The sequence below is a fragment of the Rhizobium sp. O111 genome, from assembly GCF_055616315.1.
The window spans coordinates 392,128-414,361 of sequence record NZ_JBSHXL010000003.1 but is presented as its reverse complement, the minus strand read 5'-3'; the positions used below and the strand labels follow the sequence as shown (position 1 = coordinate 414,361).

The following is a 22,234-nucleotide window of genomic DNA, read 5'->3' as shown; positions in this document are numbered from 1 at the left end:
AATCTTTCATGCAGCTCCAGTTGGCTCTGTCATGAGTATAGGTTTGGCACGCGATGGATGAACCATACGTGAGGTCGGCCGGACCTATACAAGGGTGTAATTTTTAGCTCGGGCCATTTCGGCTAGCAGATTGGCGTCCCCAACGATGTTTGAAGAACCATCGGGGTCGAATTTCTATCCAACCCCGAAAAAATTTAAGAAAGGTCCCGTCATGTCTGAAGCGAAATCAGGTGAAGCATCTATCTATGGGGCGCTCGCCGGGGAAACATTTCGGGCGGAGCGCGACATCTCCTCCAGCAATCAAGGGCCCAAAAACTTGGCCCTGATGAAGATCAATCCAAACTCGGATGTGCCACCCCCAACAGATCACGGTGTGGTTGAGCCATTCTGGTATTCTTTCGACCTCACGCATCGCCGCGTGCAGGAAGGTGGCTGGACCCATCAGGTGACAAGCCGCGAGCTGCCCGCATCCACAGAGATGGCCGGGGTTAACATGCGCCTGACCAAGGGAAGCTTCCGCGAACTGCATTGGCATCTAGCCGATGAGTGGGCGATCATGCTGACCGGCCGCGCCCGCGTAACGGTGTTCACGCCTGACGGCGCGATGTTCATCGACGATGTGGAAGCGGGTGACCTTTGGCTCTTCCCGGCTGGTGCTCCTCACTCGATCCAGGCTCTGGGCGACGAGGGTTGCGAGTTCCTTCTTGTCTTCAATCAAGGCAACTTCTCGGAAGAGAGCACGCTTCTCATCTCGGACTGGCTGAAACACACGCCGCCAGAGATCCTGGAAAAGAACTTCCGTCTGGGTCCGGATGCTATCGCCAAGCTCCCGAAAGGCGAGCCGCTGTACATTTTCCCGAGCGATGAACCTGAAAAGTCGCTGGAGCAAGAAATTGCTGAAGCAGCAAAGTATGCGGCCAAACCGAAGGTTTCATACACTTTCAAGGCCAGCACGATGGTTCCGACACGCCAAAGCGATGCTGGAAACGTCAAGATCATCGACTCCCGCAACTTCCCCGCATCTGAAAAGATCGCTTCGGCGATCGTCACGCTCAAGCCTGGTTGCATTCGTGAGATGCATTGGCACCCGAACGGTAGCGAGTGGCAGTACTGGATCAAAGGCAAGGGCAGGATGACCGTCTTCCCAGGTCAGGAAGCGGCTCGTACCGTTGACTTCAATGCGAACGACGTCGGTTTTGTCTCCAACATGGCCGGTCATTACATCGAAAACACCGGCGACGAGGACCTTGTCTTCCTCGAAATGTTTGTTGCCTCTGAGTTCCAAGACATCTCGCTGAATCAGTGGATCCGGGCTCTGCCGGAACAGGCCGCCCGCGCTCATACGAATCTGACGAGCGAGGAAATCCAGCAGATCCCCACTGGCGTTAATCCGCTGCTGCGATAGGTCTAAGATCGCCGCAGCGGACGTGGCACCCCGCTGCGGCGAACCTACCAAAAGGATCGCACAATGAGCATCTCGCAAGGTGAAGTCGGACAGGTGCGTGTGGCGCAGGCCATTCCCCCTAAGCATCCGTTGACGCTCGCAACAATCCTCACGGTCTTAGCGGGCTTCCTCGATGCAGCAGCATATATTGAGCTAAACCACCTGTACGTCTCATTCATGAGCGGGAACAGTACGCACTTGGGACTATCGATCCCGACGGCGGATCTTTCACAGATCCTTGGCGTTCTCATCGTAATTGGAGCCTTCGTCTTCGGAGCTTTTGCCGGTACCTGGGTCTCCGACAACAGCGGTCCTCACTCTTTGATCCTAACACTCGCGGCGGAGACGGCGATGCTTTTCATCGCCGTTATATTGGCGATGATGTCTGCTCTGCATCCCTCGCTTTTTGTTGTCGCCGTCGCAATGGGAATGCAGAATAGCCTTCACCAAGTTGTAGCAGGTGCCGATGTTGGCCGCGGCTTTATCACCGGCGCATTGTTTAGCCTTGGTCAATCACTTGCACGTCTGAAAGACGGCAATGGTCAGGAATGGCGTGCTGCTTCAAACTTCCTCAGCTGGCTGGTTTTCGTGATCGGGGCCTCTATTGGCGCCGTATCACTATCGCACTTTGGTCTTGTTGCGTGTCTGACTGGCGCGTTGGCGGTGGCATTAGTTCTCCTGCTATTCCTCTGGCTGAGACGCCTTTGAGCTGATCTGTCCATCGGGTGAAATCATTGGGCTTGCTCCTATTCATGCCAAAAATGGTGTGAGCTCAGACGCATTGATGAGCCGTGAAATACGATCGCTGGGATCTAGCGTCCGCCAATAACGCTGCACAGCGGCTTGAAGCGCTCGCTCGTCAACGCGCGACAGTGCCATGAGCTTGCAATGTGAGACAAATTTACGCAGGCTTGCACAGCGTCTCCGTCATCGGCATTCGGCTCTCGCTTCCAGAAGCCGCCAAATTTGCTTTCCCGTCTATCATCAGGAAGTCTAGCAGGTGAGCATTCTTCGGAAGGTCGGGCCACTGGGTCGTCGGCTTCTGAACGTCAACAGCTGAAGCTGCTTTTAGGAAACCCTGCACTTTGGTTCAGGTAAAACTAAACACGAAGGTCATGCCAGGGAATAATCCAGTCGGATATATTTGGTCATCGAACATCCTGCAATGGTGATCCTAGATGGCTTCCACGATAATCCCCGGTCAGAACTCAGCGCCATGGATAGACGCCAAAACCTCTGCGGCCAGTCGAGACCCGGACAGCCACGGCGCCATGTGTCATTTCAATCTATCTATCCGTCGGCTTCTGTTCTCAGCATCCTGCGGGGAAATCACTGGCTGGCGTCCGAATGCAGACGAGTTCGGCTTGTGCATTGAGGGGGATGCTCTCGTTGCTATTGCCGATCGCTTTGGCAACAGGCAACTATTCGTAGTTGGTCAGGGCGACCTTTTCTTCTTTCCCCAAGGGAGATTGGACGAGATCATCAACATCGGTGGGAGGCAAGCCGAATTCGCAGTTGCATCTCGATTTGATCTGTCCGCCGCTGCAGCAGCAGACAGGCGTACGTCGAATATTGTCGCGAACAGTCACAAGGGGCTAGGCAACCCAACGAAGCCCGTCAGACTATTCCGTTTCACTGTCGACGTAGGCGGGGACATTAGCGGGTCGATGACCGCTACGAGGCATTCTGGCGGACGAGAGCCGTATCCTCTGTTAGAGGATGTGGCTGTCTATTCGGTCCGCGTCCCAATTGGTACGCAGGTTGATTGCCTGTTGAAGCCAGAGACCAACGAGCTCAGCTCGGTAATGACGGGATCAGGAAAGGTAACGGTTTGTGATCCCTTTGGTATCACGGACAGCTACGACATCAAAGCCGGTGATGTTTTCTGTATTCCTGCGGGGCACAGCCGCTCACTGAAAGCGACCGGTGCTGAAGGTCTTCATCTTGTGTCCATCTTTGACCAGAGCACATTGGAGGAGAATGTGATCCGGACCATTAGCTCAGTGATTGTCGGCGACGTGTCTGGAGTCGAGTTTCGAACTCATCGAAACCAAGTTGCCAAACCGCCAGTGATCGTTGGCGATGCGGCAGGCCAGTTGCTGAGACACTGATTGTGCCGGGCATGCGATCTTGCGCTTTATCAGTCGACAAAGCCGGTCCGGTGGCACGCAGTTGCTGACCCGATGCAGAGATCTGGAAGACGGGGAAGGGGGCCGCCGCGTGAGTGCTACCGCCAAGCGAGGTCATCATGGCGGAGCGGCTACCATACCTTGGAATAGGGAAATTCGCCGCTTGTATAATTTCGAATCGAGTTCAAGCGCAATATCTTCTGAGCGTGAGGTCGTCGCGTCGCAACAGGAACTTTGACCTCGCAGTATTGTTTATATGCGCCAGCTATCAGGAACGGACTCCTTAGCATCGATTAGGTTGCTGGTTTGCAGATTTTGAACGAGTTTGATATGTCGAGACACCAATTTGAAACGCCTGTTTTTGTCCGGCAAGCGCAGTCCGTCGAGGAGATATGTGATCTTGATGGCGCATTGGATTTGCTTGAGCGCCTTCCGAACGATATGCGGGGCCTGGCCTACGAGACAGTGCGTGATGCATGCGTCCGCGCGGCGCAAGGAAGTTTTCCTTTTGCTGCGGTCCGAGAGAACTTCCGGAAGTTTCTAAAGAGAGTCGAGATGTTGGTTGAGGACGAAAGCTCGCTTATCTCCGCTTAAAGTAAGCCAGATCCGACAGTGCAGGAAACCTCCGACTTGAAATACAGTTGCGCAAAATGATGAAGCTATCGGTAGCAGGCATGAAAGATCGGCTCTTCGTATTGTAACGCTAGGTGACGTTGGCGGCGTCCCAATAATCGGGGCATAGGATGAGGGTGTAAGCCCTGCGCTGACGCTATCACACTTAGTGGCAAAAACCCGAAGCGATACTACTGTAGGCGAACCGTAAGGTGGCCGTGCCGCGGGTCCGCGCAAATCAGATCTGATAGGCAACTTCCTCACCTGTGAGATTATCCATTCAACTGCGATAGGAGTTAAGGTTATGAAGCTTGAAGAAATCCGCGCGGAGGCAGAGGATCGCTTGGAGGCGTACCATGGGCGCCTGTCTGACTTGGATGGGAATAATATTCAGCATTTTCGTCAAGAGAGAGATGGTCCGTTGATCAATGTCACGCACGCCATCAGAGACGAATATCGCAATCATATCGAAACTTACGCCGCCCTCATCGCGCAGATCGATGCGATGCTAGGGGCCTAAGCGGAACCTGCCCGACGGTATGCACACTACTCAAAGGCAGTTTGGCGCTTCGCGCTTCTGGCTGCCCCATACCTGAGTATAGTTGCGCTACGCCAATGGATATGACGCCAACTTTTTTGCTTTCGGATATGGAAATCAGAAGGCGTTTCCCGCGTTAGATCCACGTCCGTGCGGACAGGGGAATGTCGAGATAAAGAGCGAAATGAGAAGCAGGTCGGAGCTTCGCTCTGCATAGATTAGAGGACTTTAGATGGAGAATACAAAGTCGACGCAATCGGGTAGGCGAGCGCGTGCATCTGAGATGGCAAAGATTGCTAGGGTAACTACCTCGTTGCGTCAACTTCGCCATTTGGGATTTCATAGAGTTGGAGTTGCCCCTTAAAAACCGTGTGTGGACACCTCTCGCAATGCAAGTGATTTTTTCTTCGGTCATGAGCATGCGGTTGAGTTCCGTCGTGTGTCCGGCCTGTTGAAGTGCATCGCTTTAGATGCTGGCCATTATGGTTCGTGCGGGGATTCGGTCCACATCGGACAGGCGTGCTCGGGGCACGTGGTTTTTAACTGGGTTTCCGATCCCGTCACTCTCAACTTTCGCCCATAAACCTCCGCTTAGATCACGCGCATGCCGACACTCTAGCCGCCGCAGTCAGGACGGTAGCTGGAGATTCATATACCCCGCCGCGAGCCATCAACGCCCAAGCGACACGAGCAATTTTGTTTGCCAACGCCACTGCCACTAGCATCTTTGGTTTGCGCGCTAGCATTCGCCCAAGCCACGACTCTTTTTCACTGACCTGTTTGGCAGTGTGTCGAACAACTGCCATCGCGCCGATAATCAAGAGTCGCCTAAGATCACGTTGGCCCATCTTTGACGTCTTTCCAAGACGTGTTTTACCCCCTGTAGAGTCCTGTTTCGGCGTGAGTCCAAGCCAGGCCGCAAAATCCCTGCCCTTGGAGAAGGTTGATGTATCTGGAGAAAGAGCGACCATTGCTGCAGCAGTTATCGGCCCTATCCCCGGAACCTTCATAAGCCGTCGTGCTGTTTCATCCGACTGTGCGGCCTTTCTCACGACCTCGTCCAGTGTTTGAATGCGTTCATTGAGCATCTGAAGGTGCTTCAGGAGTTCTCGACCGAGCTCGACAACTGCCTCCGGCAAATCTGGCTCCGGTTCGTGTAAGACTGCGGCAAGTTGGCGAATGTTTTGCGGGCCTGTTGGGACGACAATTCCGTATTCCGCAAAGTGTCCGCGAAGGGCATTTATAGTTTGCGTTCTCTGAGCCATCAAAAGGTCGCGAGTTTTGAACGCCATGGCTTGGCTCTGCTGGCGGTGAGTTTTCACGCCAACAAATCGCATGGTGGGTCGTGAAGCCGCCTCAGCGATGGCTTCAGCGTCGGCGGCATCATTTTTCTGACGCTTTACAAAAGGCTTGACGTACTGAGGGGCAATAAGGCGCACATCGTGGCCCAGCTTTCCAATTTCGCGACCCCAGTGATGGGCTCCGGCGCAGGCCTCCATTGCAACAAGGCAAGTCGGATGCTCGGCTATGAAAGGCAAAAGTTTTGCGCGTGATAGCTTTTTTCGAAAGGCGACTGATCCATCAGACGCCATTCCGTGCAACTGGAATACATTCTTTGCGAGATCAATTCCGATGATAAAGCGACCGTTCATAACAACCTCTCCGTTAAAGACACTACTATCTTGGCATATTGCGATGCCGGTAGGAGGTGTCCACACCATCGGACAGGATCAGATTTCTGTTTGACGGTCTAAGAACTCGCGCGGTGAGCGATATCCCAAAGCTTTATGCGGGTGAAGCGTGTTGTAGTGCTCGAACCACAATGGCAGTTGGGCGATGACAGTTTTAGCGTCCGGAATGGAATTGACTGAGACATAATCCCGCTTGAACGTCTTTACGAAGGCTTCGGCCATTCCGTTGGACTGAGGGCTGCGGACCGGGGTCGTACGAGGCTCCATCCCGATGTCCAGCAGCAACGATCTCGTGTCTGACGCAATAAAGCACGATCCATTGTCAGTCAGCCATTCGATAGGCTTAGGAAGGATATTGATGCGGCCGAAGCGGTTTTCGACGGCCGTGATGACAAGGTCCTGAACATCTTCACTTTTGATGCCTTCAGTAGTGGCGACATGGGCAATTGCCTCGCGGTCACAGCAGTCGAGCGCAAAGGCAACGCGGACCTTTTCTTTGTTATCGCAGCCGATTTCGAAACCGTCCGAGCACCAACGCAAATTCGATTGAGCGACAGCGACACGACCATCGTGGCGACGGCTATCAATAGCTCCAGTGTGGCGTTCGAGAAGCAGGCCATGCACCTTCATCACCCGATAAACGCGTTTGACGTTCGGCCATGAGCGGCTTTCGTTACGGGCTTTACGGCGTAAGAGCGCGTGAACCCGGCGGTATCCATAGGTTGGCATCTCGGAGATGATCGCTTTGATCTCGTCGACGAGATCATCATCCGCGAACGGCGGCCGACCACGGGCTTTGGGAGGACGCTGTCTCACTCGCTCCGCCATGTTTGACCGGGCAACACCAAAAGTCTCGCACACAGCCGTCATCGGGAACTTCCCTTCGGCAATGACAGCGAGCGCAACAGGTGTTTATGGAATGGCTCGCCCACCGAACATCCGGCACAATGCCGCACGTCACTAGGAAAGGGATCGGTCATGGAAATCGCTTTGATGGGTGTTGATCTTGGTAAAAATAGTTGCAGCGTCACTGGGCTCGACGCGACCGGGCAAGTGGTGTTTCGACGAAGAGTCCATCGTGACGGCGTTGTGAAGCTAGCGGACAAATATCCTAACTGTATCGTTGCTATGGAAGCATGTTGTGGAGCCCATTTCCTCGGTCGTCTCCTTCGAGCTGGGGGCCATGAGGTTCGCTTGATGTCGCCGGAATACGTGCGTCCATATGTAAAGTTATGCTCACCTCGCCATAACTTGACTAATCACGAGGTCGTCGTAATGCGGAGGAGCGCGGCCTGATCGGCGGATTTTCGCTGTTTTCCGATCGGCTTGCTTTGCATTATTCGGTGCCGAACCTCTGCGGGTCAATCGACCAACAGAGGACTCGCCAATGCCCTATATCCGTCACGAACTAATTGCCGCACTCAATTCCTCCCTTATCAGTCAGCGATACAGCCCGGTCGTGGTGAGGAATTACTGCACCTACGCATCTGGATTTCTCGATTATCTGGGACAGCGGGGCATCCTGGTCGCAGACGTGATCGACGTGCAGGTAGAGCAATACCTGCGGCACGCGATCGTAAAGTTCGAAAAGGAGCGTGGTCGACGTCCCGGCGCACGCTGGCACGAGGTTCCGCGCTCCGGAATTCATGCGCTGTTGCGACTTGCTCACGGTCAATGGCCGCCAGCAATCGAGCCTATCTGCGCGGCCGATGTGGCCCGATTTGCAGTTTGTGACGAATACGAAATCTGGCTGCGTGAGGAACGCGGGTTGGCTCGCTCCAGCGTCGCAGCGCTGATGTGGGAAGCCCGGAACTTTCTTGCCTGGCAGATCGATTACGGAAGCGGCGGCTTGGCGGGGCTGAGCGTCGTTGACGTAGACCGTTACATGGATCTGCGCGCGCCGAAACTGACGCGCTGCTCGCTGAAGTCTGTCGCAGAGCGGCTTCGCTCGCTGCTGCGATATCTCCACATCACGGGTCGCGTCACAACGGACCTGTCAGGGCATGTGATAGCTCCGACGCTTTATGCATATGAAGGAGTGCCCTCAATCCTGGAGCGAGACCAGATCGCCGCGGTGCTGGAAACCGCGAGGGCGGACAAGACGCCAGCGGGGCTGCGGGACCATGCAATCCTGCAACTCCTTGCAACATATGGGCTACGGTCTGGAGAGATCCGCAATCTGCGGATCGAGGACATCGACTGGCGGACGGAAGCCATCCATGTTCGCCACCACAAGACGCGGGCCAGCACATCGCTGCCCCTGATGGAGCCGGTCGGTGAAGCGTTGCTTGCTTATCTGCGTTCCGGGCGGCCCGTGACGGACGCCAGGGAAATCTTCCTCCGCACGCGCGCGCCCTATCGCAAGCTCGACAAGCTTTACAGCGTGGTTCGCCGGTGGCTCCGTGACGCTGGTGTCCAACCGCCTGGTAAGTGTGGACCCCATATCTTCCGCCATGCGCGCGCTGTTGAGATGTTGCGGGTCGCGGTGCCTCAAAAGGTCATCGGCGACGTGCTGGGGCACCGTTCGACGGGATCGACGGCTCCCTACCTCAAGCTCGCCACCGAGGACCTCAGGGCCATTGCGCTTGACGTGCCGGGAATGGAGGTGCTGGCATGACCGCCCGCTGGCCCGATCCCGACCGCGCGATCATTGACCGCCATGTCGCGATCCTTGATCTGCACAGCATGAAAAGCCGAGCCTGTTATCGGCAGGTCCTGCATGGCTTCCAGGATGTGGCCGAACGTTACGATGCACTCGGTCAGGAAGTGCTGATTGCGTGGCTGCGTAAATCGGCCGAATGCTGGGCAGCGACGACGCGGCTACACCGCACCCGCATCATTGACCGGTTCCTCGAACGCCTGGTGGAAATCGGCGCGATCGAACGCAATCCCGTCACCGCTCTGCGAGATGCGTGCAATATCAAGCAGTGCATGCCCATCTGGCGGGCATTGGCGTCGCGGGATCCGGAACAGGCTCTCGCCGAACTGCGCCAGCCCAGGCCGTTCGGCAGCGTGCTGGGCGAAATGATGGCTGAGCATGTCGCGATGATGCGGCGCAGAGGATACAAATACACTTCGCAGCCCCTGTTGCTCTTGCGGTTCGACCGGTTCCTGCAGCTGCATCCGGGACCGGAGGCCGAACCGCTGAGCGCCATGGTTGATCGATGGGCGGCAACGAATGTCACGCGTCACCAAGTGGAGGAATGCGAAAAGCTCAAACGCGTCTTTGCGAAAATCCTTCGTCACCGCGACCCGTCGATACCTGTGCGGCGACCGGACCCGAGACCGAGGAAGGAGGCGGCCAGGCAATGGCGAAAGGCTCATATCTACTCGCCTGCCGACGTGCGGCGGATGCTCGAGGTTGCCCGCACCTATCCGTCTCCACGGGTGCCGCTTCGGCCGCTGAGCATGTACACAATGCTGCTGCTGGCCTATTGCGCAGGCTTGCGGCGCGGCGAGCTTGCCCGGCTCGATCTTGGTGACGTTGACCTGCGGGACGGTACGGTAACCGTCCGGCAGACCAAGTTCTTCAAGACTCGGATACTGCCGCTTCCCGACAGCGTTGTAGTCGAGCTTCGCGCCTACGTCGATGCACGGCGTCGTGCCGGTGGATCACAGGACGCGCGCTCCGGCTTGTTCTGGCACGAGCGAGGCGACGGTCACTACACGCCGGAAATGATCACGTGGTTGCTCTCTGACGTCATACGTCGCGCTGGGTTGAAGCCATTGCGAGGAAAAGCGGGCCCTCGCGTTCATGACCTGCGCCACTCGATGGTCGTGAACAGAATCCTGGAATGGTACCGGACGGGCATCAACCCGCAGGATCGCCTGCCGTTCCTCGCGACCTATCTCGGCCATAGGGATATCAACTCTACATTGGTCTACATCACCGTCACGCAGGAGCTGCTGCATTACGCGAATGAGCGGTTCCGGGCAGTTGGCGCACCGTGCCTCAGCATGGGGCAGGAGATGCGGCCATGAGCAAGGTTGACCGGTTCCCGGCCCTGCTGCGCGCGTTCTTCTACGAATGGCTGGTCGAGCAGCGCAACGCATCCATCCATACAGTCCGATCATACCGCGATACCTGGCGGTTGTTGCTCCGGTTCGTCGCCCAGCGTACTGGGAAGAAGGTGGCTATGATCACGCTGGCCGATCTGGCCGCCAGCGAGGTCGCCGCGTTCCTCAGTCACGCCGAACATGACCGTGGCGGTACGATCGGCACGCGCAACTGCCGGCTTGCGGCGATCCGCAGCTTCTTCCACTTCGTGGCCACAAGGGATCCTGGATCGATCGCGCAATGCGTGGAAATCCTCAACATACCGATCAAGCGCGCTCCGGTGTCGGAACCGAGCTATCTGGATCCGGCGGAAGTGACGGCGATCCTCGCTCAGCCAGATCGTTCGACCATTGAGGGCATGCGGGATCATGCGCTGCTCTCGTTCCTCTACAACAGCGGCGCACGAATACAGGAAGCGCTCGACCTTTGCCCAGAAGCAATCCGGTTCGAAAGCCCGAGTTGCGTGCGTTTGACCGGTAAGGGACGGAAGGAACGTATCTGTCCGCTCTGGCCAGAAACCGTGATGTTGCTGCGGAAACTGCTTGAACGGCAACCACGGGCGCCCGACCAGCGGCTGTTCGTCAACCGCTATGGCGAGCCGCTCAGCGCCTCCGGGGTCCGGTTCAAGCTCGCCGCCTACGTGAAGGCGGCGGCCGAAACCATGCCAACGCTGCGTGCCAAGCACGTAACGCCACACGCCTTCCGGCACGCCACCGCCGTGCACCTCATCTCGGCCGGCGTCGACATTACGGTCATCCGAAGCTGGCTCGGTCATGTCAGCCTCGACACGACCAACCACTATGCCAGGGCCAATCTGGAAACGAAGCGGAAAGCCCTGGAAAAGGTCGCCGTTCCAGCCACACCCGGCAGCCAGCCATCCTGGAAGCGCGATGCCAGCGTGCTCGCCTGGCTCGACACACTCTGAAATAATGCGGAGGAACATCGACAAGAACGGCGAAAATCCGCCGATCAGGCCGCGCTCCTCCGCATTACGACGACCTCGTGATTAGTGAAGGCGCAAAAGAACGATGATCGAGACTCCGAGGCTATTGCGGAAGCGGCGACACGCCCGACAATGCGCTTTGTAGAGCTGAAGTCTGAGGAGCAACTCGACATGCAAATATTACATCGGGCCAGAGACCGTCTCGTGGCCGAACGCACAGCGTTAGCCAATCAAATCAGGGCAATTCTGTTGGAGCGTGGGATCACGATACCTCAGGGTAGGCAGAAACTCGAAAGCGGACTGCCCAAGGTCCTCGAAACGCATGACCTTATGCTCAGCGATAGAATTCGAACCCTGCTTCAGGAGTTGAACGAAGAGTTGCAGAATCTAACGCGGCGCATAACTCAGTTTGATAAGGAGTTCGAGATGTTTAGCAAAAGCAACGATGCCTGCCGCAGGCTGTCAACGATACCTGGGATCGGCGCACTGAACGCCACGGCCTTTGTCGCCGCAATCGACAATGCTCAAACTTTTGCTAGAGGCCGAGATCTGGCAGCATGGCTTGGCTTGGTCCCACGACAGATGACGACGGGCGGCAAACCTAAACTCCTCGGCATCAGCAAGCGAGGAAACTCCTACTTGAGGCGAATGCTAATTCATGGTGCTCGTGCAGCGATGCCCCATATTGCGCGATTGGAAACTCCAACCGGAGCTTGGCTACGAAGATTGCTGGCTCGGGCTAATCCAAATGTCGTCGTCGTCGCTTTGGCCGCCAAAATGGCCCGTGTGATATGGGCAGTGTTGCAGCGGCGAACGACTTACCAGCAGGCCGCCGCCTGATTGGCGCGTACGACCTGAAAGCTTCTGCGGGTGGAATGAGGAAGATGGCCTGACAGTTAAACGGTGTCTTGAAAACCTGACCAAAAAAATGGCGCGCTTTCGCACGCCGAGGTGTTTATGAAGGATCAGGGCGCGCGAAGCTCCATCTTGGCCAAGGTCAGCCTTGAGACCGGATACGTTGGTGCAGATTGTTCAGCCTTGTTTATTTGACCACTTGCGGAGGGGCGAGCCATACGTTTTTTGGGCCGGTGGCGATCTCAAGCGCCTCTTTGAGAATCTCGCCTTCCATCGTCTTCTTGCCGAGGAGGCGCTGAAGTTCTTTCACCTGGTTCTGAAGCGTTCTGTATTCGGATGCCGGCACCACCTCTTCCTGCGATGCGGTGGCCGTAAGCGCACCTTGCGCCGCAAGTTTGCGCCAAGCGAACAACTGGTTCGGCTGAATGCCATGCCGTCGCGCAACGATGCTGACCGTGACGTCAGGCTCGTAGGTCTCCTGGACTATCGCGAGCTTCTCCGCTGTCGACCAGCGACGGCGGCGCTCAGGGCCGGAAAGCACTTCTATCTTAGGTATGTGACTGGTCATAATGGGCACATTACTCCTAACACTTAACGAGTGGGAGATCGTGTCCGGGGATTTAGGGGGCCACTACAAGAGTGGACTTACCCGCCGATAGTGAGTTTGTATCAGAAGGTCCTTCCCTGCTTCATGAAGTGGGGTACTGCTCCTCTGGGGAAGTGCTCCTGCTTGTGGGGCATGGGTTTGAACGGGTCGAAACTTTTACCGTTCGCCAAGGCGATGTTTTTTTCCTTCCCGCCGGAAGCGCGTACAGCATCCACAACACTGCGATGGGAGAGTCGAAACTGGTTGTCGCAGCTTCGCGTGACGGGCTTGAGCCGTCCGAGCTTCCGTTGGAAGGCGGACGAGCTGTTGTCTTAGACGTTGTGATTGGCAACTTGCAGATGGAGCTAGGCCCGCCGTCGCGCTCAAGCGAAAGCGATGGTTACGAGGTCCTCTTTCATGCCCAGCCAAATAGCAGTTACGGTGAGCGCACGGTGGGAGAAGTCTTCAGCAAAGACATACTCGCGCGAGAGTTTGGCGTGTCAGAAGCTCAACTATAGCGCGGCAATCTGGAAGGAACTCGCGCGACAATCTAGATGGGACTGTTGTGTCGCGGACAGTGGGAGTTTAGCAGCGTGATTGACGCTGGCAAGCGGTCATTGCTCTTCTAATTGTCGCGGAGCGTCAATCTGTGTAGCCTCGTTGATTGTCGCGTAGATTGGAGGCCGCCCGCGTTGCCGTTTTGCCTCCATAGCTGAGCGGCGACGGTAGCTCTCGACGTTCATCTCGAAGATCGTGGCGTGATGAACGAGGCGATCCACCGCGGCGAGCGTCATGGCGGGATCTGGAAAAACTTTGTTCCATTCGCCAAAGGGCTGATTTGCGGTCAGCAGGATAGATCGCCGCTCATAGCGTGCCGAGATGAGCTCGAAGAGGACGCTGGTCTCAGCCTGATCCTTTGCGACATAGGCAAGATCGTCGAGGATAAGCAGATCGAACTTGTCGAGCTTGTTGATGGCGGATTCCAGTTGCAGTTCGCGTCGCGCGACCTGGAGCTTTTGAACGAGATCCGTCGTCCTGGTGAAGAGCACGCGCCAGCCGTTCTCGACCAGCGCCAAGCCGATGGCTGCCGCAAGATGGCTTTTACCGCCCCCCGGCGGCCCGAACATGAGAACATTAGCCCCCTTCGCCAGCCAGCTATCTCCCGCCGTCATCGCCATGATCTGCGCTTTGGAGATCATCGGCACGGCGTCGAAGGCAAAGCTGTCGAGCGTTTTGCCCGGCGGCAACCTGGCCTCGGACAGATGGCGTTCGATCCTGCGTCTGTCACGTTCGGCAAGCTCATGCTCGGCGATAATCGATAGGAAGCGGGCCGCGGGCCAACCCTCTCTGTCGGCCTGTTGGGCAAAGTCTGCCCAAAGCATCTTGATCGCCGGCAAGCGAAGCTCGTTCAACATAATGCTCAGACGGCCAGCATCGATATCATTGGGATTGGTCATGCGCGTTCTCCCACCTGGTCGGCGCTGACAAGGACCTCGTAGCCGCTTAGCGGTGCCAGATGGACGGAGACGACGGGTAAGGCGGCGGGGTCGGGCGCAAAGTGCTTTCGCAACTCAGCCATATCGGGAAGCTCGCCGGCATCCAACGTTCTGGCCAGTTGCTCGGCCAGTTCGCGTTCGCAGGTTCGCTCATGGGCCAGCGCCAGGATCTCGACCATGGTCTTGCAGGCCTGCTTGTCGGTCAGCCGCTCCAGCAAGACCTCGAAGGTTTGCCGATATTCCAGCCTCGGGAAGAGCTGGTCTCGGTAGACGAGCCGCAATAGCGCCATCGGCTTCTGACGGAGCGAGTGAATGACGTGCCGGTAATTGACGACCTGGCTGTGGCGACCATCTGGATGTCCCCGCCCTCGGGAAAGCGTCATGAGATAGGTGCCGCCGACGAACACATCAAGTCGGTCATCGAAGAGGCGCACCCGTAGCCGATGACCGATCAAGCGGGAAGGCACACTGTAGAAGACTTTGCGCAGCGAGAAGCCGCCGGTGCGCATCACCCTGACAACCACCTCCTCGAAGTCTGTCGTCCTGCGCTGCGGCAGGTCCTGAAGATGAGGTCTTTCTGCCTCGATACGCTTGAGATTGTGTGCATTGCGGCGGCTAACGATCTCATCGATGAAGGCACGGTAGGCGGCAAGATCGTCGAAGTCGTTGCTGCCGCGCATGAGCAGCGCATCACGGATCTCTGCCTTGATATGCCCGTGCACGCTCTCGATCGAGCCGTTCTCGTGGGCGATGCCTTTGTTATTGCGCGTTGGCTTCATGTGATAGTGAGCGCAAAGTTCCTCGTATCGACGCGTCAGATCCTCCTGCTCGTCGGCAGTCAGGTTGCGGAACGCCGCCGACAGGCTGTCGCTGCGATGGTCATGCGGCGCGCCGCCAAGGGACCACAGGGCGTTTTGTAGCCCTTCCGCCAGGGCGACAAAGCTCTCGCCGCCGAGGATGACATGACCATGTTCGAAGCCGGAATAGGCAAGGCGGAAGTGATACAGGAGATGATCGAGCAACTGGCCGGCGATCGTGACCTCCAGACTATCCATGTTGGTGAAATCCGAAAGGCCCAACCGGCCGGGCTCGTGAACCTGCCGGAAGATGACCTCCTGCTCTGCGCCATGCACAGCGCGCCAGGAGCGAATGCGCCGCTCCATCGTCCGACGAATGCCGTCCCCAAGCTCCGGGTGGCGGCGCAACATCTCCTCGAATATCGCCACCGCCCGTATTCCGGGCGCAGCCTGAAGCAGCGGCACGATCTCGGCGTCAAAGATATGGGCCAGTGGATCCGGACGCCGGCGCTCTCGCGGTTTTGTTTTTTGAGATGGCAGACGCGGATCCTTCTCGATCCGGAAAGCTGTCGTGCGGCCGATCTCGGCTTTTGCGGCAGCAACCGTGACGGAATGATTTTGACGTAACTTCATGAAAAGCCTCATTTGATGATCGTTTACATGGCGACCTGGCACAAAGTGATTCTCCGGTTATGGAAAATCGCCAGATTGACCGCGATCACAGGCGCAAGGCATGCCTGAATTTGCGCCACGGGTGGTGGGCATAACTTCGATCGGGCTACGCCCTCACTCCGTTACGCCCACCACCCGCAAAGTCCCATCCTGATTGTCGCTCGAATTCCACGTTGATCGTCGCGCGGCACTCAACTCCCGGACATGAGCTTTGGCTTCTGTGACCCGCTGGTCGTTAGACCGATAGGCCAAGGTGTGCAGAGTGAAGACGACCTTGAGGCATTCAACTTCAGTTGAATTCGCGGCGGTAGACTTCAAACCCATGATCTATGTCAGTTAGCTTGATTTCGGTAGCCGACGGTTCCGGCGGAAACGCTGCGTCGGTTTCAGAGCAGCAAAGGCGGGTTCGCTTGAGGGCGCGGCCGCCGACGTCCTTCGTCGGGATCCCCCGCCACCTAAGTGTAGGCTCAGGTGAACGGGTGTATGATACCGATCTTCTCAGGAGCCGGTATTTTGAGTCCATCATCTCCCGATCGACGAGTTGGAGATGATGAACCAACATAACGGATCAACCTTTGCCTCCTACAGCAAGAGCTGTTGTCTCAGTTGCGCGGGAGCCTTTGAAAGAAAACTCGATATGAAGCACACCCTCAAAATCACCACAGCAGTGGTAATGGCATCTCTTGCATCCGCCAGCATGGTTCGCGCGGACAGCTGGGACATGGAAAGCAGCCATTCGATTGAACGAACGCTACGGCACTTCCAGGGCAAGCGGTTCGACATTCGCTACATCCACAACTGGAAGCATTTCTCCGATCGGACAACAGGACCTATCTCGGTGCCTCAGCGGAGCCCATCCGCCGTCAAGCACATTCAAGCCTCGATCGCTTCGAACCGGACCTTAGTCAGAGCACTTCGCGCAAGAGGAGTTGATTTCCGAACGATCGTGAACGCCGATCAGGCAGCCGACGGCAGCATTACGTTCTATATCCGCTGAGATCATTTGTGTTGCGCCTGGTTGATATTAGCAGTCCGATCAGGCGCACCCCAAACGCAGTCCACGCCCTTTGCCCGCTTCACCTTGTCAGTCGACAAAGCTGACCCTAGAGGACGCGCCTCGAGCTTGAGGATGAGGACTCGCGCTTCACATTGTGTCCCGCCGGAAAGCAAATAGCCCGTCCTCTTCATGTGTCGGCGGGCTTCGATATGTTGTTCGACAAAACTGTCTTACGCGGATGGCTGGTTCGGGCACTGGTAGACGGAGTGCTCCTAGCAGGCCGCCGTACTCCATCTTCGTTTCCAAAATCAACAATGAGCTCGGCCGGGATCGCCGCAAGTGGCCAGCCGACTCAGTACCGTCGGCTCTGGAACGCTTCTCTCAGTAGCTTCCAATAGTAACCCATACAGAGGTTTATCTCCCGCTACACCTACGTGGAATTTTTCTCTCGAATTGATCACGGTAAGAATGGGTCAACGTGGAAAGCAGTGGTTGCTTACCGCAAAATACGCCGACACAAGGAAATTAAATGCGACCGCAGTCCAAACCGTTCATTGTCGAAATCAAGAACTCCAAGAGCTCGAAAGTCTCAGCGCCTAGAACTATCTGGGGCGATCTTGGATTCGCTGCATTCGCCGAAGCGCAAGGTTCCCGCATTCGCATTGGTGAAAGGTCTGAAGGTTCGCCCCTCGCTAACGCCTCCCGATCGCGGCAGACATCCAGCCGGGAGATGGGCCATGAAGCCGGTTGATCGAAAGCCCAAGGCGGCCGACGAAATCGTCAGCGAGAACCTACGGCGGCTTCGAACGCTTAGTGGCCTGAGCCAGGGCGAACTTGGTGAACGGCTTGGAGTAACTACGCAGCAGATTCAAAAGTACGAACGCGCAAGCAATCGCTTGAGCGCGGGCGCTATCGTTGATATCGCGGACGTCTTGGGCGTTGAGATAACCGATCTATTCCGTGGTTGTCGCGGGACAAAGGCGGAGATTGGGCGGGCTTTGAGTGCCGGGCAGCTTACTGTTGCGGTGGAATTCGGAAAAATCTCTGACCCGAGAACGAGGCGTCTTGTGAGTGCGCTGATCAGGACACTTGCCGCCCGACCTGTGCAGCCAGAAGAGCTGCCGTCTGAGGAGTAAGCCTCCTAGTGCGATCAAAGCGAGACGCACGCCACCAGACCACCGGAGATTTATGCAATAAAAACCCGTGAAAATGTGGGATGTAGTCAGGGAATGACCGCGCCGAACTGATTTGCATTCACAACGACGGTGCACAAATTACGATCGCCGTGCCGCCCGTCACGCTTCCCCCTGCAGCAAAGGCGTTACATCGCTTGTCGGACAGCTAGATCGCCTACTTTTCCCACGCGATGGCTGCACGCTTTCGCGGCTCAATTCCCAAAAGCAAAAGGTAGTAATCGCATGCCAAATTCCGCTCTTTTCAAACCAATCCATATCCGGGAGCTAAAGCTCGACAACAGGATTGTGATCGCGCCGATGTGCCAATACTCGGCGGTCGATGGGTGCATGACCGACTGGCATTCTATCCACCTTGGCAATCTTGCCCTCTCGGGTGCCGGATTGCTCACGATTGAAGCGACTGCGGTCGTCCCGGAAGGTCGCATTACCTATGCGGACGTCGGCCTATACGACGACGCAACCGAGTTAGCCATGGCTCGTACGCTCGACACTGTGAGACGCTGGTCAAAGATCCCGATTGCTATCCAGCTAGCGCATGCTGGTCGGAAAGCGTCAACAGATGTCCCATGGAGCGGCGGTGGCCAGTTTCCGGCCGAGCATCTGAATGGCTGGCAAACCGAAGGTCCATCGTCGATAGCTCTTCGCGAAGGTTACGCAGCTCCATCTTATCTCGATCGCGACGGACTAGTGCGCATCCGCAATGCTTTCGTGAAAGCTGCTCAGCGTGCCGCTTACCTGGGAATTGACGCTGTCCAGCTCCATGGCGCCCATGGCTACCTTCTCCACCAATTCATGTCACCACTCTCGAATATTCGAACTGACGAATACGGTGGCTCGCTTCAGAACCGTCTTCGGTTTCCATTGGAGGTCTTCGACGCCGTGCGGGAGGCTGTTCCGGATACGGTCGTAACAATGAGAATTTCTGGCTCGGACTGGGTCGATGGCGGTTTTGACATATCGCAAAGCATCGAGCTTGCAAAAGAATTGGAGAAACGAGGCTGTGACGCGATCCATGTTACAAGCGGCGGGCTGCATCCCAGTCAGCAGATTACAGATGGCCCGAACTATCAGGTGCCGTTCGCCAGGGCGATCAAATCGGCGGTCAAGGTGCCCGTCGTGGCCGTCGGCCTCATAACGGATGCAGTGCAAGCTGAAGCGATCGTAGGGACCGGTGACGCAGACCTTATCGCCGTTGCCCGTACAATCCTGTACGATCCCCGCTGGCCTTGGCATGCTGCGGCGGCGCTAGGCGGGCAGGTTAATGCACCTGACCAATATTTGAGATGTCAGCCTGCCGCATACGGCGATCTATTTCGCTCGCGCTAAAAACGAAAAGATCCGGCGGAGCCAGGTTCCGAGGCTCCACCGGATCTTCCCTTTCTGTATCTCTTGCACCGCGGCTCCTTGAAGACCATCACAAGTAACGCAGGCGGAGGCGTTGAATGGCAGTAGAACAATTCAGACTGTCAACCGGCCGTCCCCGGCCTCAGGCTCACCGTCTCAAGCTCTTCGGAAGCTGACGTGGAGGACAAAACCGGTAGACTTCTGCCCCAGCATGTTTGCTTATCGAGAATTCGAGTGCGTTGTTGATAGAGATCTCGAAACGCTCAACAACTCGTGGCGCAACCCCAACGCCCGCATCAATGCAAGACTGGGACACACTAACCGATTTGCCACCTCTGCCAATGATCCGTGCCTCGCAGGCATGAGTGGACGATGAGGCCAAGCCTTTGCCGTCGTAAAAAATGATCGCTGCGTTAGCTGGGTCGGCGCATGATGAGCTTCTCTCGACGTACGTACCAGGTTTCAGCTGGAAGACACCGCCTGGTTTGCTCGATTGGTCCTGGCTCGCTAGGGCGAAGTTTGCAGACGCTAGCAGCACGAAAAGCGTCGTGACTTGCATGCTCCGTTTGGTGTTCAATTTCTGGTCTCCGGTGATCGAGCTGTTGGTCGGTGGGATTGAAGCTATCGTCCTCTCGCGTAGACCTACCACCAGCCGATCAGCACTTTGGCGTGGGTTAGATCGCTGCAGATCGACGATAGTTAAACTTAGGCATTCACACTTTGATTGCTGGATGGTCAAGCGGATGTAATCTAATCCGCCAGCGTCAAGCCCGGTGCCGTATTCGCGGGCACCGGGCTTGCAGATCCTAACGGGAGACGAAGTTCGACATAGTCAGGTCGATCAGTTCGTCGCCGCGACCATTCATGACGGCACGGATAGCCCACAGCCCGAAGCCTTTCACTTGAGCCGCTTCGATCTTCGGCGGCATGGAAAGTTCTTGGGTGTTCGTCACCACATCCAGCAATGCTGGGCCGGGATGGGCGAGGATCTCGCGGATCGCGTCTTCTAGTTCGGTGGGATCCTCAACACGGATCGCATGTACGCCCGCAGCGCGAGCGACAGCAGCGAAATCTGGGTTCTGCAAGGTCGTCCCGGTCTCCAGAAACCCGGAAGCCTTCATCTCCATCGCCACAAAGCCCAAGGTCGAATTATTGAAAATCACCACCTTCACCGGCAGCTCCTCTTGAGCGAGCGTCAGGAAGTCGCCCATGAGCATCGCAAAGCCCCCGTCTCCAGACAGGCTGATAACCTGTCGATCTTTGTACGTCGCCTGAGCGCCAATGGCCTGCGGTAGCGCGTTTGCCATCGAGCCGTGAGCTAGCGACCCGATCATCCGTCGCTTCCCATTCATTTTGAGATAGCGAGCTGCCCAAACGGTCGGGGTTCCCACGTCAAAGGTGAAGACGGCATCATCCGAAGCGTTCTCGCTGATGAGCCGGGCTAGATACTGAGGGTGAATTTTTCCGCCCGCCTTACCGGTGGCGAGGTCGTCCAAACCCTCTCGAGCGTGTTTGTACGCTGCGATGCAGTTGGTGAGGTGATAGTCGTCCTCGCTCTGTTGCAGCCTGGGCAAGACCGCATCAATCGTTGAGCGCACGTCGCCGATCAAAGCGAGGTCAAGTGGAGCACGTTTGCCGAGATTTTCTGGTCGCACATCCACCTGAATTATCTTGGCTTCTTTCGGATAGAACTGCCTGTAGGGGAAATCTGTGCCGAGCATGAGTAAAGTGTCGCATTCGAACATTGCTTGATAGCCGGACGAGAAGCCGATAAGCCCAGTCATGCCCACATCAAAGGGATTTTCCCACTCAACAAACTCCTTGCCGCCGAGAGCGTGTACGATTGGAGCCTTAAGTTTGCTGGCAAGAGCAACCACCTGATCGTGAGACCCTTCGCAGCCCCGGCCGCACAGGATCGTGGTCTTGCTGCTTTCCGTTAGCAACGCCGCCAACTGATCAATCTGCTCGGGTACAGGCGTCACATCAGGTTGCGCTAGAGCAAGCGCGATCGGCTTGGAGATCTTCGCGACAAAATCATTTAGTGCGATGTCGCCAGGGATAACGACAACAGCGACGCCGCGCTTGCCAACAGCGGCTCGGATGGCAGTCTCGATGACGGCAGGAAGTTGCTCTGGATTGCTCACGAGCTCGCAGTAGTGACTGCATTCGCGGAACAGCTGATCGGGATGGGTCTCCTGAAAATAGCCGCGCCCGATCTCGGCTGATGGGATTTGAGCAGCGATCGCTAGGACCGGGACGCGGGATCGATGGCAGTCAAATAGTCCATTGATCAAATGCAGGTTGCCTGGCCCGCAGCTTCCCGCACAGACCGCCAAGCCGCCGGTAAGATGTGCCTCGGCACCTGCTGCGAAAGCAGCGGTCTCCTCATGCCTTGTATGAACCCACTCGATATCGCCGCGCTTGCGCAAGGATTCAGTGAACCCATTGAGGCTGTCCCCTACGACACCATATATCCGTCGGACGCCTGCGGAGTGCAAAACATTTGTTAGCACGTCGGCAACCTTGGTAGCCATGATCTGTCTCCTTTATTGTTAGAAGGTTCTAATTCACTGCGTTTGTAATCTCGGTCGACATGGGCCGATCTTGAATGGCGAAAACCTTGTTCCAGGTCGCTAAGTTGACCTGGTGCTCCATGTTCTTCTGCGTGTCAGGTGAGGGGATGTCTCCAACCTTCGCCAGCAACTGGTTCGAGTTGGCTCTGATCATCTGCAGGCGGCTGTTCACCGCATGCCAGATTGCCAAACCACAATCATAGAAATCCAAAAGATGCGCTCGATTAGGGCGCTTTGGGTCCCCCTTGCCATGTAGAGCGCATCTGCGGCCGCTGGGCGTGGCTGTAAGTGTCATGTCTCACCT

General features: G+C 56.6%; 17 protein-coding genes and 4 pseudogenes. 14 read left to right on the top strand and 7 right to left on the bottom strand.

The features are described 5' to 3' along the window. Positions 1 to 145: 145 nt before the first annotated feature. The 5 genes from ACVTFQ_RS27690 to ACVTFQ_RS27670 all read left to right on the top strand — a co-directional run bounded on the left by ACVTFQ_RS27690 (position 146) and on the right by ACVTFQ_RS27670 (position 4,705). Positions 146 to 1,405: a cupin domain-containing protein gene (locus tag ACVTFQ_RS27690; protein ID WP_470424300.1), complete on the top strand. Its 1,260-nt coding sequence runs from the start codon at positions 146 to 148 to the stop codon at positions 1,403 to 1,405. Positions 1,406 to 1,468: 63 nt separating this feature from the next. After that, the gene (locus tag ACVTFQ_RS27685; RefSeq protein WP_470424299.1) at positions 1,469 to 2,152 is read left to right on the top strand and encodes a YoaK family protein; all 684 of its coding nucleotides are present in this window, start codon (positions 1,469 to 1,471) and stop codon (positions 2,150 to 2,152) included. Positions 2,153 to 2,622: 470 nt separating this feature from the next. Further along, a complete protein-coding gene (locus ACVTFQ_RS27680) occupies positions 2,623 to 3,555 on the top strand; it encodes a cupin domain-containing protein (RefSeq protein WP_470424298.1) in 933 nt (310 codons plus the stop codon). A 324-nt stretch (positions 3,556 to 3,879) separates the two neighbouring features. Further along, positions 3,880 to 4,167, top strand: a complete 288-nt coding sequence (locus ACVTFQ_RS27675) for a DUF982 domain-containing protein (protein WP_470424297.1) — start codon at positions 3,880 to 3,882, stop codon at positions 4,165 to 4,167. 322 nt (positions 4,168 to 4,489) lie between these two features. Further along, complete coding sequence (locus ACVTFQ_RS27670) at positions 4,490 to 4,705, top strand: hypothetical protein (protein WP_112950420.1); 216 nt, start codon at positions 4,490 to 4,492, stop codon at positions 4,703 to 4,705. A gap of 614 nt (positions 4,706 to 5,319) precedes the next feature. On the opposite strand, the gene ACVTFQ_RS27665 is transcribed toward ACVTFQ_RS27670, so the two are convergent. Beyond that, positions 5,320 to 6,375: an IS110 family RNA-guided transposase gene (locus ACVTFQ_RS27665; RefSeq protein ID WP_470424296.1), complete on the bottom strand. Its 1,056-nt coding sequence runs from the start codon at positions 6,373 to 6,375 to the stop codon at positions 5,320 to 5,322. A gap of 78 nt (positions 6,376 to 6,453) precedes the next feature. Continuing rightward, positions 6,454 to 7,326 (bottom strand): annotated as a pseudogene (locus ACVTFQ_RS27660) (IS3-like element IS1312 family transposase); the annotation flags it as partial. A 66-nt stretch (positions 7,327 to 7,392) separates the two neighbouring features. Here ACVTFQ_RS27660 and ACVTFQ_RS27655 point away from each other — a divergent pair. The 5 genes and pseudogenes from ACVTFQ_RS27655 to ACVTFQ_RS27635 form a co-directional block, all read left to right on the top strand. Further along, positions 7,393 to 7,644, top strand: a pseudogene (locus ACVTFQ_RS27655) (IS110 family transposase); the annotation flags it as partial. 157 nt (positions 7,645 to 7,801) lie between these two features. Then, positions 7,802 to 9,031, top strand: coding sequence for a site-specific integrase (locus ACVTFQ_RS27650; protein ID WP_269704327.1), 1,230 nt, complete (start codon positions 7,802 to 7,804; stop codon positions 9,029 to 9,031). After that, positions 9,028 to 10,395, top strand: coding sequence for a tyrosine-type recombinase/integrase (locus ACVTFQ_RS27645; protein WP_269704329.1), 1,368 nt, complete (start codon positions 9,028 to 9,030; stop codon positions 10,393 to 10,395). Before ACVTFQ_RS27650 ends, ACVTFQ_RS27645 begins: the two co-directional genes overlap by 4 nt. Next, positions 10,392 to 11,396: a site-specific integrase gene (locus ACVTFQ_RS27640; RefSeq protein WP_269704331.1), complete on the top strand. Its 1,005-nt coding sequence runs from the start codon at positions 10,392 to 10,394 to the stop codon at positions 11,394 to 11,396. Before ACVTFQ_RS27645 ends, ACVTFQ_RS27640 begins: the two co-directional genes overlap by 4 nt. An 84-nt stretch (positions 11,397 to 11,480) precedes the next feature. Continuing rightward, a pseudogene (locus ACVTFQ_RS27635) lies at positions 11,481 to 12,254 on the top strand (IS110 family RNA-guided transposase); the annotation flags it as partial. 238 nt (positions 12,255 to 12,492) lie between these two features. Here ACVTFQ_RS27635 and ACVTFQ_RS27630 read toward each other — a convergent pair. After that, positions 12,493 to 12,837: pseudogene (locus ACVTFQ_RS27630) on the bottom strand (transposase); the annotation flags it as partial. A 71-nt stretch (positions 12,838 to 12,908) separates the two neighbouring features. On the opposite strand from ACVTFQ_RS27630, the gene ACVTFQ_RS27625 reads away from it, so the two are divergent. Next, positions 12,909 to 13,373, top strand: a complete 465-nt coding sequence (locus ACVTFQ_RS27625; RefSeq protein WP_470424295.1) for a cupin domain-containing protein — start codon at positions 12,909 to 12,911, stop codon at positions 13,371 to 13,373. A 96-nt stretch (positions 13,374 to 13,469) separates the two neighbouring features. On the opposite strand, the gene istB is transcribed toward ACVTFQ_RS27625, so the two are convergent. After that, on the bottom strand, positions 13,470 to 14,312 hold the full coding sequence (gene istB, locus ACVTFQ_RS27620) for an IS21-like element helper ATPase IstB (protein ID WP_113178757.1): 843 nt from the start codon (positions 14,310 to 14,312) through the stop codon (positions 13,470 to 13,472). Then, complete coding sequence (istA, locus tag ACVTFQ_RS27615; RefSeq protein ID WP_113178755.1) at positions 14,309 to 15,823, bottom strand: IS21 family transposase; 1,515 nt, start codon at positions 15,821 to 15,823, stop codon at positions 14,309 to 14,311. The genes istB and istA overlap by 4 nt, the downstream gene beginning before the upstream one ends. 634 nt (positions 15,824 to 16,457) lie before the next feature. Here istA and ACVTFQ_RS27610 point away from each other — a divergent pair. The 3 genes from ACVTFQ_RS27610 to ACVTFQ_RS27600 all read left to right on the top strand — a co-directional run bounded on the left by ACVTFQ_RS27610 (position 16,458) and on the right by ACVTFQ_RS27600 (position 19,339). Continuing rightward, on the top strand, positions 16,458 to 16,817 hold the full coding sequence (locus tag ACVTFQ_RS27610) for a hypothetical protein (RefSeq protein ID WP_470424294.1): 360 nt from the start codon (positions 16,458 to 16,460) through the stop codon (positions 16,815 to 16,817). A 737-nt stretch (positions 16,818 to 17,554) separates the two neighbouring features. Beyond that, complete coding sequence (locus ACVTFQ_RS27605) at positions 17,555 to 17,953, top strand: helix-turn-helix domain-containing protein (protein ID WP_112950416.1); 399 nt, start codon at positions 17,555 to 17,557, stop codon at positions 17,951 to 17,953. A gap of 282 nt (positions 17,954 to 18,235) precedes the next feature. Then, the gene (locus ACVTFQ_RS27600) at positions 18,236 to 19,339 is read left to right on the top strand and encodes an NADH:flavin oxidoreductase/NADH oxidase (protein WP_112950415.1); all 1,104 of its coding nucleotides are present in this window, start codon (positions 18,236 to 18,238) and stop codon (positions 19,337 to 19,339) included. 824 nt (positions 19,340 to 20,163) lie between these two features. On the opposite strand, the gene poxB is transcribed toward ACVTFQ_RS27600, so the two are convergent. Continuing rightward, the gene (poxB, locus tag ACVTFQ_RS27595; RefSeq protein WP_112981857.1) at positions 20,164 to 21,891 is read right to left on the bottom strand and encodes a ubiquinone-dependent pyruvate dehydrogenase; all 1,728 of its coding nucleotides are present in this window, start codon (positions 21,889 to 21,891) and stop codon (positions 20,164 to 20,166) included. 28 nt (positions 21,892 to 21,919) lie between these two features. After that, positions 21,920 to 22,141, bottom strand: coding sequence for a hypothetical protein (locus ACVTFQ_RS27590; protein ID WP_112950412.1), 222 nt, complete (start codon positions 22,139 to 22,141; stop codon positions 21,920 to 21,922). Positions 22,142 to 22,234: the final 93 nt, after the last annotated feature.

What these genes read in the sequence shown, in the direction of transcription:
- ACVTFQ_RS27665 (WP_470424296.1), bottom strand. Translation starts at nt 6,375, where the DNA reads ATGAACGGTCGCTTTATCATCGGAATTGATCTCGCAAAGAATGTATTC.
- ACVTFQ_RS27650 (WP_269704327.1), top strand. Translation starts at nt 7,802, where the DNA reads ATGCCCTATATCCGTCACGAACTAATTGCCGCACTCAATTCCTCCCTT.
- poxB (WP_112981857.1), bottom strand. Translation starts at nt 21,891, where the DNA reads ATGGCTACCAAGGTTGCCGACGTGCTAACAAATGTTTTGCACTCCGCA.
- ACVTFQ_RS27690 (WP_470424300.1), top strand. Translation starts at nt 146, where the DNA reads ATGTTTGAAGAACCATCGGGGTCGAATTTCTATCCAACCCCGAAAAAA.
- ACVTFQ_RS27610 (WP_470424294.1), top strand. Translation starts at nt 16,458, where the DNA reads ATGAAGCACACCCTCAAAATCACCACAGCAGTGGTAATGGCATCTCTT.
- ACVTFQ_RS27600 (WP_112950415.1), top strand. Translation starts at nt 18,236, where the DNA reads ATGCCAAATTCCGCTCTTTTCAAACCAATCCATATCCGGGAGCTAAAG.
- ACVTFQ_RS27605 (WP_112950416.1), top strand. Translation starts at nt 17,555, where the DNA reads ATGAAGCCGGTTGATCGAAAGCCCAAGGCGGCCGACGAAATCGTCAGC.
- istB (WP_113178757.1), bottom strand. Translation starts at nt 14,312, where the DNA reads ATGACCAATCCCAATGATATCGATGCTGGCCGTCTGAGCATTATGTTG.
- ACVTFQ_RS27685 (WP_470424299.1), top strand. Translation starts at nt 1,469, where the DNA reads ATGAGCATCTCGCAAGGTGAAGTCGGACAGGTGCGTGTGGCGCAGGCC.
- ACVTFQ_RS27645 (WP_269704329.1), top strand. Translation starts at nt 9,028, where the DNA reads ATGACCGCCCGCTGGCCCGATCCCGACCGCGCGATCATTGACCGCCAT.
- ACVTFQ_RS27670 (WP_112950420.1), top strand. Translation starts at nt 4,490, where the DNA reads ATGAAGCTTGAAGAAATCCGCGCGGAGGCAGAGGATCGCTTGGAGGCG.
- ACVTFQ_RS27680 (WP_470424298.1), top strand. Translation starts at nt 2,623, where the DNA reads ATGGCTTCCACGATAATCCCCGGTCAGAACTCAGCGCCATGGATAGAC.
- ACVTFQ_RS27640 (WP_269704331.1), top strand. Translation starts at nt 10,392, where the DNA reads ATGAGCAAGGTTGACCGGTTCCCGGCCCTGCTGCGCGCGTTCTTCTAC.